General features: G+C 38.0%; 12 protein-coding genes. 9 read left to right on the top strand and 3 right to left on the bottom strand.

Annotation, left to right across the window (positions count from 1 at the left end; genetic code table 11):
- Window positions 1–97: 97 nt before the first annotated feature.
- Window positions 98–964, bottom strand: coding sequence for an N-acetylglucosamine kinase (locus tag R2800_07130; GenBank protein MEZ5016807.1), 867 nt, complete (start codon window positions 962–964; stop codon window positions 98–100).
- A gap of 172 nt (window positions 965–1,136) precedes the next feature.
- Between R2800_07130 and R2800_07125 the strand changes: the two genes are divergently transcribed.
- On the top strand, window positions 1,137–2,780 hold the full coding sequence (locus R2800_07125) for a S41 family peptidase (GenBank protein ID MEZ5016806.1): 1,644 nt from the start codon (window positions 1,137–1,139) through the stop codon (window positions 2,778–2,780).
- Here R2800_07125 and R2800_07120 read toward each other — a convergent pair.
- On the bottom strand, window positions 2,763–3,203 hold the full coding sequence (locus R2800_07120; protein ID MEZ5016805.1) for a type I restriction enzyme HsdR N-terminal domain-containing protein: 441 nt from the start codon (window positions 3,201–3,203) through the stop codon (window positions 2,763–2,765). The genes R2800_07125 and R2800_07120 overlap by 18 nt on opposite strands.
- Window positions 3,204–3,280: 77 nt before the next feature.
- On the opposite strand from R2800_07120, the gene R2800_07115 reads away from it, so the two are divergent.
- The 3 genes from R2800_07115 (at window position 3,281) to R2800_07105 (ending at window position 6,807) form a co-directional block, all read left to right on the top strand.
- Window positions 3,281–4,051, top strand: a complete 771-nt coding sequence (locus R2800_07115; protein ID MEZ5016804.1) for an AMP nucleosidase — start codon at window positions 3,281–3,283, stop codon at window positions 4,049–4,051.
- A complete protein-coding gene (locus R2800_07110; protein MEZ5016803.1) occupies window positions 4,051–5,709 on the top strand; it encodes an ABC transporter ATP-binding protein in 1,659 nt (552 codons plus the stop codon). The genes R2800_07115 and R2800_07110 overlap by 1 nt, the downstream gene beginning before the upstream one ends.
- Before the next feature lie 90 nt (window positions 5,710–5,799).
- Window positions 5,800–6,807, top strand: a complete 1,008-nt coding sequence (locus R2800_07105) for a hypothetical protein (GenBank protein ID MEZ5016802.1) — start codon at window positions 5,800–5,802, stop codon at window positions 6,805–6,807.
- 4 nt (window positions 6,808–6,811) lie between these two features.
- Here R2800_07105 and uvrA read toward each other — a convergent pair whose 3' ends face one another.
- Entirely contained in the window at window positions 6,812–9,616 is a 2,805-nt protein-coding gene (uvrA, locus tag R2800_07100) for an excinuclease ABC subunit UvrA (GenBank protein MEZ5016801.1), read from the bottom strand.
- Window positions 9,617–9,698: 82 nt separating this feature from the next.
- Between uvrA and R2800_07095 the strand changes: the two genes are divergently transcribed.
- The 5 genes from R2800_07095 to R2800_07075 all read left to right on the top strand — a co-directional run bounded on the left by R2800_07095 (window position 9,699) and on the right by R2800_07075 (window position 12,407).
- Complete coding sequence (locus tag R2800_07095; protein MEZ5016800.1) at window positions 9,699–10,334, top strand: hypothetical protein; 636 nt, start codon at window positions 9,699–9,701, stop codon at window positions 10,332–10,334.
- A gap of 39 nt (window positions 10,335–10,373) precedes the next feature.
- Entirely contained in the window at window positions 10,374–10,823 is a 450-nt protein-coding gene (locus R2800_07090) for a LuxR C-terminal-related transcriptional regulator (protein MEZ5016799.1), read from the top strand.
- Window positions 10,824–10,936: 113 nt separating this feature from the next.
- On the top strand, window positions 10,937–11,470 hold the full coding sequence (locus tag R2800_07085; protein MEZ5016798.1) for a DUF4199 domain-containing protein: 534 nt from the start codon (window positions 10,937–10,939) through the stop codon (window positions 11,468–11,470).
- Between the two features lie 29 nt (window positions 11,471–11,499).
- A complete protein-coding gene (locus tag R2800_07080) occupies window positions 11,500–11,883 on the top strand; it encodes a VOC family protein (GenBank protein MEZ5016797.1) in 384 nt (127 codons plus the stop codon).
- Window positions 11,884–12,233: 350 nt separating this feature from the next.
- Entirely contained in the window at window positions 12,234–12,407 is a 174-nt protein-coding gene (locus R2800_07075; protein ID MEZ5016796.1) for a hypothetical protein, read from the top strand.
- Window positions 12,408–12,498 lie beyond the last annotated feature (91 nt).

The following is a 12,498-nucleotide window of genomic DNA, read 5'->3' as shown; positions in this document are numbered from 1 at the left end:
TTAGAATCACAGAAGAGTTTACGCATAAAAATAAATGCCTCTTGAAATACAAGAGGCATTTATTAATTATAAAAGATGACGCTAAAGGCTACTTGATTTATTTCTTTGTGGCTTCTAGCATTTTATTTTTATGATACTTGATAAGGCTAGCCATAGGGCTTTTCTCTATTTTGCCAAGAGTAAGTCCGCTTTGCTCACAGATCTTTTTGATAAGGTCTCTAAACTCATAAGCTACTGAACCAGTGAAGCTGATAGGCATGTTCCAACTCTCTCTATATTTAAGTACATGTTGGGTGAAGAATTCATTCAAGCTGTCTTCAATGATGTTTTCCACCATATAATGCCCTCTGTTTTGAGATAAGAAGGGTACAAAACTAGCTAGGTATCTATTAGGGAATAGTTCTTTATATAGCTTGTCTAATATAACAGGTACATTATCGCCAAACATATATTCAAACTGAGCTTTAAGTTCCATATCGAATGTATTGTAAGCGTAATAGCGTAAAATACGTTTACCCATATGGTTTCCACTTCCTTCGTCGCCAGCGATATAACCTAGAGAGGCATGTTGTTTCTTTATTTTGCTACCATTATAATAGCAAGAGTTGCTACCCGTGCCTAAGATACATACTACACCTTTTTCGTCGCCACATATACCTTTAGCTGCCGCCATCATATCTCCATCTACTTCAACTTTTCTTACTTTGAAGTATTCCTTAAGGTAGCCTTTAAGCTCTTTCTGCTTAAGAGGATTGCCAGCGCCAGCACCATAAAAAACAACTGAATTTATTGTTGCTTTTTTACTTGGCCATTTTAGCTCTTCGTCAAGTACCTTGAATATGTCTTCCTTTGTTTGTATATAAGGATTGATACCTGTTGTCTTGTACTTAGTAGTTTTGCCTGAATCGTGTATCAAACACCAGTCTGTTTTTGTTGATCCACTTTCGGCTAATAATATTGCCATTATTATTTTTTCAAGTAAATTATATAATGCTGTAAAACTATTTTATTGTTAGCTCTCTACCAATGAGAAATTTGTTTTTTTACTATAAACTTTCATAAAAAATAAGCCCACTTGTCTTAATCTCTTTATATATCCAGAATAGCCATTAACTTCGCAGCTATTATATTATATAATGAGTAATACAGGCAAGGAAAGGTTAAAGGTTTGGACTCCAATATTATTTTCTCTCATACTGATATTGGGTATGATCTTAGGTTTTAACCTAAGAGACTCCTTAAGAAATAAAAGAAACCTTACCACAATAATTCAGCGTAGTGATAGGCTGGAGCAACTAATTGACCTGATAAAGGATAGATATGTTGATACTGTTGATGGTAATGCCTTGTATGCTGATGCCGTTGAAGGTATTCTAAGCCACTTGGACCCTCATACATTATACATCCCTGCTGATGAACTAGGCGCTGTGGAAGAAAAACTAAGTGGACGCTTTTTTGGTGTTGGTGTAAGCTTTATAGTTATCAATGATACAATGCTGGTTACTAATGTAGTAAAAGGTGGTCCGGCAGATAAAGCAGGTGTAGAGAAAGGCGATAGAATTATAAAAGTGGCTGATAGTGTAATTGCCGGTAAGCAACTGTCTTCTAATGTAATTCCAGATTTATTAAAAGGTCCGGAACATACTGTTGTTTCTGTGTTGTTGAAAAAAGTAAATACAGATAAGATAGATAGTGCAGTAATAACAAGAGGTGCTATTCCTATAGTTAGTGTTGATGCTGCTGTAATGCTAGATAGCAATACAGGTTTTATCAAGATCAATAGGTTTAGTAACACTACATATGATGAGTTTGCAAAAGCACTTAATAAACTGAAGGCTGATGGAATGGAGCATTTGGTGTTAGACCTTAGACAGAACCCCGGCGGTTATTTAGATCAAGCTATCAATATAGCAGACGATTTTATTAAGGGTGATAAACTACTAGTGTATACTAAGGGTAATAAGTCGGTATACAAAGAGTACAAGGCTGGAGAAAAAGCAGGCTTTGAAGATGGCAAAATAGTGATACTTGTAGATGAAAGCTCGGCTTCTGCTAGCGAAATTTTAGCAGGCGCTGTACAAGATTGGGATAGAGGAATAATAATGGGTAGAAGAACGTATGGTAAGGGTTTAGTACAAGATAGATATTCTTTGCAAGATGGTGCTGAGCTTCGTTTGACAATCGCTAAATATTACGTCCCATCGGGTAGAAGTATCCAAAGGTCTTTTGAGAATGGTAAGCAAGCTTATAGAGAGGATTTGTTGGATAGGTATGAGTCGGGTGAACTAACAGGAAATGATAGTGTAGTCATAGTTGATACAACACGTTATTATACCGCCAATAAAAGAGTGGTGTATGGTGGTGGTGGTATCATTCCTGATGTGTACGTGCCATACGATACTACAAAGATATCTGCAGGTCTGTTAGAACTTCTTTACAGTATAGATATGCGCAATAAGCTTTGGCAGTACTATTTCGAGCATAAAAAAGAGCTTAGTATATACAAGTTACCAAGTGCCTTCAAGAAAGAATTTGATGCTAAGGTTATCTATAACTATTACGTCAAAAACAGCGATGCTACTACCAAACAACTACTTAAGCTGCAGATGAAAATAAAAGATAATCAAGACTACTTTTTATTGCATATGAAAGCCCAACTTGGTCGTATCCTGTTTGATAATAATGGTTATTACAAAGTAATCAATGACGATGATATAATGGTGCAGAAAGCACTAACTATCATGGGCAGTAATAACTACGACTCAACTATAGCTAGGTAGGGCATTCAGCCATTTAATATTGTTTATATCGCATGCATCAGCACAAAAGTTTTGATGACCATTGGTGATAACCCAATAGGAACATTGTGCTGTTTGCTGATAGCTTAATAGCTGGTTTAATGTCAACTCTGTAATAGGTACTTCAGGCGCTTTACATTCTATAAGCATCCATGGCTTATGATCCCTGTTATATACAATGATGTCAAAGCGTTTTCTTAAAGAACCTACGACTATTAGTTTTTCTACCGCTATTAAACTTGAAGGATATTGTAATGTTTCTGTGATATAATGCAAGAAATATTGCCTTACGTGCTCCTCTGGTGTTAATACATACCATCCTTTACGAATAATGTCAAAGACATAAGTTTTATTATGCTCTTTCTTTAGTCTTAGTGCAACCGATGAAAAGTCAATATCAATCATTATAAACTAACCTGTGAATATATTAAGAGCTTATTATGACATAAGCAGGCTGGTATTTCGTAAATTTAGGTAAGTATATGAAAACAAAACAAGAAATAGTTGAAAATTGGCTGCCTCGATATACAGGGCTGGAGTTGAATAGTTTTGGCGAATATATTTTACTCTGCAATTTTAGTAAGTATGTAGAGCTGTTTGCTGCAATGCATAATGTGCCTGTAGTGGGTAAAGGAAAACCTATGCAGTGTTCTACAGCTAATGGTATTACTATAATTAACTTTGGTATGGGGAGTGCTTCTGCAGCTACTATTATGGACCTGCTGGCGGCAATATCTCCTAAAGCAGTTCTATTTTTGGGTAAGTGCGGAGGTTTGAAGAAGAAAAATAAAGTTGGTGATCTAATACTGCCTATTGCTGCTATACGTGGCGATGGTGCCAGTGATGATTACTTTCCTCCCGAAGTACCTGCCTTACCTTCCTTTGCTTTACAAAAAGCCATATCGACTACAATAAGGGATAATGCAAAAGATTATTGGACCGGTACTATATATACTACCAATCGTAGGGTTTGGGAGCATGACTCTAAGTTTAAAACCTATTTGCGAAAGATAAGAGCAATGGCCATAGATATGGAAACGGCAACAATATTTTCTGTAGGCTTCTATAATAAGATTTCTACAGGGGCGTTGTTGTTGGTATCCGATCAGCCTATGATCCCTGAGGGGGTAAAGACCGCTGAAAGTGATATGACCGTAACTAAGAGTTATGTAGACACGCATTTGCGTATTGGTATCGATTCTTTAAAGCAGCTAATCAATAATGGTCAAACAGTAAAGCATCTTAAGTTTTAATGCTGGAAGGAGATAAAATACTAGATGTAGAGCAGTTGAGTATCTCCTTTGGGGATAAGGATGTATTTGTTGCTGTAAATGACTTGTCCTTTAGTTTAGAAAAAGGTAAAACGCTAGCAATAGTTGGAGAGAGTGGTTCAGGAAAATCTTTATCAGCACTTTCCATAATAGGCTTGTTGCCTAAAGAGGCTCATGTGACAGGAACGGCTACACTTTGTATAGCAGGTGCTGATTATGTTTTGATGGGTAAGGAACATAAAAAGGGTGTAAGAGGTAAACTAATAGGTATGGTTTTTCAGGAACCGATGAGTGCGTTGAACCCTGTGATGAAAATAGGTAAGCAGCTTAAGGAATCTATTACGATACATCAGCAACTTAATAATAATGAGGCCAAAACTCTTGCTGTAGAATGGTTAGGAAAGGTTAAGCTTCCTAACCCCTCTGGTATTTATGATAGATATCCACACGAACTATCGGGAGGACAGAAGCAAAGGGTTATGATCGCTATGGCTATGTGCAATAACCCTAGTTTGCTAATTGCGGATGAGCCTACGACGGCATTGGATGTTACTGTACAGCAAGAGGTAGTGTTGTTAATGAAAGAGTTGCAACGAGAACATAATACCGCAATGATCTTTATTACACATGACTTGAACCTTGCAGCAAAAACTGCCGACAGTTTGTTAGTAATGTATAAAGGAGATGTAGTAGAACATGGTGCTATTAAAGCAGTACTTGAACAACCACAGCATAAGTACACAAAGGCATTGTTAGCTTGTAGGCCATCTCCTGATCAAAAAGGGAAACAGCTACCCGTTGTTGCTGATTTTCTTAATGATACTCTACCCAAGGATAGAGCTTATAAGGTTACAGCTACAAAGGACAGTATACTCGAAGTAGATGAGTTGAAGGTATATTTTGAACAGAAAAAAAGTCTATTTAGCAAAGTTCCTAATTTCTTCAAGGCGGTAGACGGTGTTTCTTTTCAAATAAAAAAGGGAGAAGTGCTAGGGCTTGTAGGAGAGAGTGGTTGTGGTAAGAGTACAATAGGCAAAGCCTTAATGGGATTGTTGCCCATTACTGATGGTAAAGTGTTGTATGAAGGTAAGGACTTGGCATCGTTAGATAGTAAGGGCTGGAATGCCATGAGAACAGAAATGCAAATTATTTTCCAAGATCCGTTTGCATCACTAAATCCAAGAATGACTATAGGGGCTATGCTTATGGAACCAATGAAGGTGCATCATATAGTACCAACTCAAGAACTGGAAGATGAGGCTAAAAGGCTTTTAGATATGGTGCATCTACCTCACGATGCTATGAAGAGGTACCCTCATCAATTTTCAGGTGGTCAGAAGCAACGGTTAGGTATTGCCAGAGCATTAGCGCTAAGACCTAAGCTTATTATATGTGACGAAATCGTTTCTGCGTTAGATGTAAGTGTACAAGCGCAGATATTAAACCTGCTTAAAGAATTGCAAGAAAAGTTGGGCTTGTCTTACTTATTCATTTCTCACGATTTAAACGTGGTGCATTATATAAGTGATAGGGTGATGGTGATGCAGTCAGGTAAAATAGTAGAAATTGGTAATGCTGATCAAGTCTTACTACATCCCTCCCATGAGTACACACAGGCATTAGTAGAAGCGATACCATAATAATTTGTTCAAGTAAGTGGTTGTTGCTTAGAAATAGGTTTGCCTTAATTCTGTTTTCGTTATCTTGAAAATTGTTTTAGAAGAACATTTATGGTTGAAAGTACTATAGGCTTTTTGGTGTGTGTTATCGCTATTTTGTATGCTGGCAATAGGTTGTCTTATTATGGCGATCAGATGTCTGATATAATGGGCTGGGGTAAGATGTGGGTAGGTATGATACTTATGGCAGGAGTTACTTCTTTGCCAGAGTTAGTGACAGGTATTAGCTCTATTAGAATTGTAGATTCGCCAGACATGGCAGTTGGTAATGTGATAGGTAGCTGTGCGTTTAATATTCTTATCATCTCTTTACTAGATATCATTTTTCCTAAGCGACCCCCTATGACCTATACGGCACAAACAGGTCATGTAATAGCAGCCTCTTTTGGTATTGTGTTATTAAGTCTTGTGGTATTCTCCATACTACAACCCGGTGTGTTTGGTCGTATAGGCTGGATAGGAGGAGATAGTTTGGTGTTTATGCTTATTTACTTTTTTGCGATAAGATCGGTTTATAACTATGAAAAAAGGCCAAAGACCAATCAAGCAACATTAGAACTAGAGCATGCTGAAGAAAAGGAGACTAAAAATTATTCTAAGCAATTCGTTATCAGTAGGTATATTTTCTTTGCATTAATAGTAGTTGTTGCGGCCATGTTCTTGCCTTATTATGGAGAAACCATTGCTGCAAATACGGGTATGGGCGAAGGTGTGTTTGGAACGGTTTTTTTAGCCTTGTCCACTTCATTGCCAGAAATCGTTATCAGTATTATGGCGGTTAGGCATGGCTCTGTAGATATGGCTGTAGGCAATGTGCTGGGTAGTAATGTGTTTAATATTTTTGTATTGGCGCTTAATGATATGGTTTACACCAAGGGGCCTTTGCTGGAGAATATATCGCAAGAGTTACTAGTGCCATCTATGGGCACAATACTTATTACTACTATAGGTATCATAGGTTTGGTATACAAGAGCAAGTTGAAGTGGATGATGGCAATAGACACCTTTTTTATACTGCTAGTATACGTTCTAATGACCAAGCTTATGTTTGCCCCTTAAAGTTTTATAGGTATTGGCCCGTATAGCTTTCCTTTACTTTTTTTAGATCTTCAGGCTTGCCGGAGAATAATAGCTGTCCGCCACCTGCACCGCCTTCTGGACCTATGTCAAGAATATAGTCGGCACTTTTTATAACATCGGTATTATGTTCTATGACTATAATGCTGTGTCCTTGTTCTATCAACGCGTCAAAAGATGTAAGTAGTTTTTTGATGTCGTGAAAATGTAAGCCTGTAGTTGGTTCGTCAAAAATAAAGAGCACCTTTTCTTTTGATTTCCCTTTGCCAAGGAATGATGCCAGTTTTACACGTTGTGCTTCACCACCACTAAGGGTATTGCTACTTTGTCCCAACTTTACATATCCAAGCCCCACATCGCTTAATGGTTGTAGTGCTGTAGCCAGTTTCTTCTCGTCTTTAAAGAAGTCGATGGCTTCGTCAACACTCATCTCCAATACATCGTAGACGTTTTTCTCTCGATAGGTTACGTCTAGTACCTCGTCTTTAAAACGTTTGCCTTTACAGCTTTCGCATAGTAGGTGTACGTCTGCTAAGAATTGCATTTCTACTACTACTTCGCCTTCGCCTTTACAGGTGTCACATCTACCCCCATCAGTATTGAAAGAGAAGTGCTTTTCTTTAAAACCGCGCATTTTAGCAAGCGCTTGTTTGGTGAAAAGTTTCCTTACTTCATCCCAAGCTTTGATATAAGTAACGGGGTTACTACGTGAAGATTTACCAATTGGGTTTTGGTCTACCATTTCCACCATAGTGATATTGTCTAAATCTCCACTTAATGTTTTGTGTAGGCCCGGTCGGTCAGTGCTTTCTCCAAGGTGTTGTTGTAATGCAGGGTATAGCGTTGTTTTTACTAGTGTTGTTTTTCCACTTCCACTTACACCACTTACCACACATAGTACGTTGAGCGGGAAGGTGGCATCGATATTTTTAAGGTTGTGTTGTCGGCAGCCCTCAATAGTAATATGACCATGAGGTTTACGTTTTATTTTAGGTGCTTCTATTTTTAAGTCTCCTTTTAGGTACTGACCTGTTAGACTCATCTTGTTTTTGATGATGTCCTTATATGGACCATATGCTACAATTTCCCCTCCTAAATGACTGGCTAACGGACCAACGTCGATAATGTAGTCTGCCTGTTCCATCATCATTTCATCATGCTCTACCACTACTACAGTATTGCCGAGATCGCGTAGATGTTTTAAAACTTTTATAAGTCGCTTTGTGTCTCTTGAGTGCAAGCCAATGCTAGGCTCATCCAGAATGTATAGCGAGTCTGTTAAATTGCTGCCCAAGAATTTTGTTAGCTGTAAACGTTGGCTCTCACCACCACTCAAAGTATTGGCAAGCCTGTTTAATGTCAGATAGCCAAGTCCTACATCTAATAAGGTCTTCAAGCGTTGCTTTACTTCTATTAATATCCTTTTGCCTATTTGCTCTTGATGAGGTGTTAGACTCAACTCTTCGAACCAAACCGATAAGTCTGATGTTGGCATGAACATCAAGTCAGCAATGGTAGTGCCGTTGATATTTACATATTGGGCATCTCCCCTTAGTCTGCTGCCTTTACAGGTAGGGCATGTGGTACGACCTCTATATCTGGCTTGCATTACTCTATACTGCACCTTGTATAAGTTCTGCTCCACCATTCTAAAGAAATCGTCAATGCCGCTCACCGTATCACTACCTTCCCATAATAATTTATATTCCTCTTCAGAAAGATCTACAATTGGTTTATGAATAGGGAACCCTTCTTTTGTGGCAGTACGCATGAAGCTTTGTTGCCACTCACTCATTTTTTCTCCACGCCAACAGGCTACAGCGCCTTCATAAATGCTTAATTGTTTGTTGGGTATTACCAGATTGTCATCAACGCCTAGCACCATGCCAAAGCCCTCACATTTGGGGCAAGCACCATAAGGATTGTTGAATGAAAACAGATTAGGGCTTGGCTCTTCAAAGGTCATTCCATCTGCTTCAAATCTGTTGTTGAATATTATTGGTTTGCTACCATCAACTTCTAAATAACATTCGCCCTCACTTTCATAGAATGCCGTTTGTATACTATCTGCCAAGCGGTGAAGATCATCTTCTTCAAACTCTTTGGTCACGATACGGTCTATTAAGACGTAGACATCTTTTTGTGGCAACTCTTCTTCACCATTCAGGATATCTTCTATTCTGGTCGGTTTGCCTACTTTAGGCGCATAAACACGGCTAAACCCTTTTTGCATTAAGATGTTTAGTTCTTCTTCACGACTCCTATCATATTTTGTAGTGAAAGGAACAATAATCTGCACTTTAGCTCCATGTTCCAGCTTTTGTATATGATCTACTACATCACTTATGTCATCCTTTTTTACTTCCTTTCCACTAATGGGAGAGTAGGTTTTCCCCACTCTTGCAAATAGTAACCTTAGGTAGTCGTAGATCTCCGTCATACTACCCACAGTACTACGAGGTGTGCGGGTGGTTACTTTTTGTTCGATAGCTATGGCAGGGCAAATGCCTCTTATATAATCAACATCAGGCTTATCCATACGCATGAGGAACTGACGAGCATAGGCGCTAAGGCTTTCCGCATACCTTCTTTGGCCTTCGGCAAATAAGGTGTCCATAGTAAGGCTACTTTTACCCGAACCTGATACACCGGTTACTACTATCAGTTGATTTCGGGGTATGCTCACATCAATATTCTTCAGGTTGTGCATGCGCGCTCCTTTTATGAATATAGCATCGTCAATTTGTGTTTCTTTAGCCTTTTTTGTCGTAACTGTTTTCTTTGTAGCCATGATATCGAAGGACGTAAAAATAACATTTTTACCAGTCAATAGTTGAGGAGCAATAGCTATATTGTAAATACATATAACTACTATGAAAAATCTGATAATAGGCTGTCTCTTTTTGTCGTCTTGTGTATCTAATACCAATGAAGAGGTAGGTAGTATAGACACAGCCATTGAGATAAAAGAGCCAGAAACGATTGTTTTGCTGGAAGGGGAGAGTTTTATGGTTTGGGGGCATGACACAGTGGACTATGAAAGCATTAAGCAAGCTGAGGTAAAGTTTGAACCATATATCAATTTCTCAGACTTTAAAGTGGGAGAGATATATAAAGGTAAAAGGCCTCTACTCCAACTGAAAAGAGAAGATAGTAATTTCTGGAGTTATAGGACCAAAATAAGAAATGGCTATAAAGAGCCTGTTAATTTTGCTGGACATTATCGCTTTGTGTATTGGGGCTGTGGCTCACCTTGCCAAGCAGCTGTGCTTATAGACGTAAAAACAGGTAAAATATATAATGCACCAAGCGCTTCTCTGGGTTATGAGCACTTTAAGGATAGTCGAATGTTAATAACGAATCCTCCTTTGAGAGAAGATGAAGAAAGCTCCTTATATGGATCAAAAACTGGTTTTTATAACGTTGCCTGTGCTTATTGTCATCCCTATATCTTTATATGGAATGAAGAAAAGAAGCGTTTTGAGGAACGCAAGCCATCGCCTTATTAGCCAAGAATTTTCAAAATATCTTCTATTTTTGCCCTACGCATGCGGAAAACTATAGTAATATATGGCTTGGCACTAGCAGCGTTGACCTTTCTACTAAAAGCGGTCGAATATAAATACCTCATACATGATATGCGTATGGAAGTATATATAGGTATAATTGCTGTTTTGTTTACTGCTGTAGGTATATGGGTAGCTACCAAAATAATAAGAAGAAAAACAGATACGGTTATTAAGGAGGTAGTGGTTACCGTTCCTGCTCAAGAATATGTACAGAATGATGCCCTTATCGAAAAACTAGGCATCAGCTCTAGAGAGTATGATGTATTGGAACAGATGTCTCAGGGTTTATCCAATCAAGAAATAGCTGATAAGCTTTTTATATCTTTAAATACAGTGAAAACACATGCGGCTAATTTGTATGTGAAGTTGGATGTAAAAAGAAGAACACAAGCAGTACAAAAGGCAAAAGAGCTGCATATAATCCCATAAACTCACTACTACTTTAGGATGAAAATGCCTATGAATAGGGTAATTCATACTAAAGTATGAATGGAAAAATGGCGTAGTGTCGTTCATTTGTATCATCACAAAAAAATATTGATATGAGAAAAATTGTATTAACGTTCGGAATAGTAGCTGGTGCTATAGTTGCTACTGTAATGCTTATTAGTATGTATTTAGTAGAAGCGGGTAAAATGGAAGCTAGTTTGCTTCTAGGCTACGCTTCTATGGTATTGGCATTGTCTGTAATATTTCCAGCTATAAAAAGCTATAGGGATAAAGAGCAAGGAGGAGCTATAACTTTTGGTAAGGCTTTATTGATAGGCCTTATCATATCAGCGATAGCCAGTTGTATATATGCAATAGGTTGGGAAATCTTTATTAGCTCGTCAGGTATGTCAGCTGTAGATTTGACGAACAAAATGTATGAGGGGCAAGTAACAGCTATGAAAGAAGCCGGAGCTACAGCAGAGGAGCTTGCTCAGTATCAGATAGGTGATTGGTATAATACTTTTATTCTTAGGTATCTGTTTACAGCATTTGGTGAAATGTTTCCTGTGGGGCTCATTATTTCATTAATATGTGCAGCTATACTTAGAAAGAAGAGTGTATTGCCTACAACTACTGCTGTATAAATCTTTACAACCAATTAAAATGCAAAATAATGAGTGATAACAATATAAAAGTAGGCCAGGTAGCATGGATGGACTTGACCATTGATGATGCAACTTCTGTAAGTCAGTTTTACCATAAAGTTGTAGGCTGGGATGTCCAGAGCTTTGATATGGGAGGATATGAAGACTATTGTATGAACGACCCTAAAACCGGAGATACAGTTGCCGGTGTTTGTCATGCCAAAGGGGTTAATGCGTCAATACCTCCACAGTGGATGATGTATGTAGGTGTGGAAAGCATAGATCAAAGTATGGAAGCTGTCATTGAAGAGGGAGGAAAAGTGCTAGGGGAGAAAAGAAGTGATGGTAAAGGTGGTTATTACTGTTTAATACAAGACCCCGCAGGTGCTCACATTATGCTCTGGGGGAAATAGAGGTTCAATCGGTCTTAAAATATAACAGGCCCGGCAGAAGCCGGGCCATTTTTTACATTAGTTTAAATACTAAGTAAATGAAGCACCAATTTTTATCTTTTATTAGAACTCTTAATTCAAGCTCTTATTGTATAAGACAATATAAAGTTCAGAAAAGTTAGGTGATTGATTGTCATAAAGTTGTGTTAATAGGAATGCATATTAATATGATTAAAGGTTTTAGGGCATTGATTTAATTATAGATTAATATTTGAGCCCATTTTTGATAATAATATGTGATTTTAGTTTACAATAAGTTTTTAGTGTTTATCCATTGCTTTTTTCGTAGTTGCGTAGTAAATTCACAAGTCATGAGAAAGATTGTACTTATTTCAGGCGTTTTATTCGCCCTAGCATTAGTAGTTGATTCTTGCACACCAAAGCGTGGTCTACCACGTCCTCAAGGTCGTCCAACTCCACCTTCTAAATTTACGCAAGTAGAGAAGCCTGTTGATAACCAGCATACTATATCAGTTTTCGGGTAAGCCGTATAGCATGATTCGTATTATAATATTAAACAGCAAACGCGTTGTTTAAATTTTTATATAAAAACATTTAGCAGACTACTGTCTGATG

It is taken from the genome of Flavipsychrobacter sp., from assembly GCA_041392855.1.
In the GTDB taxonomy this organism is placed as follows: Bacteria; Bacteroidota; Bacteroidia; order Chitinophagales; family Chitinophagaceae; genus UBA5543.
The sequence above is the reverse complement of the archived record's forward strand: the minus strand, read 5'-3'. Positions and strand labels throughout refer to the sequence as shown.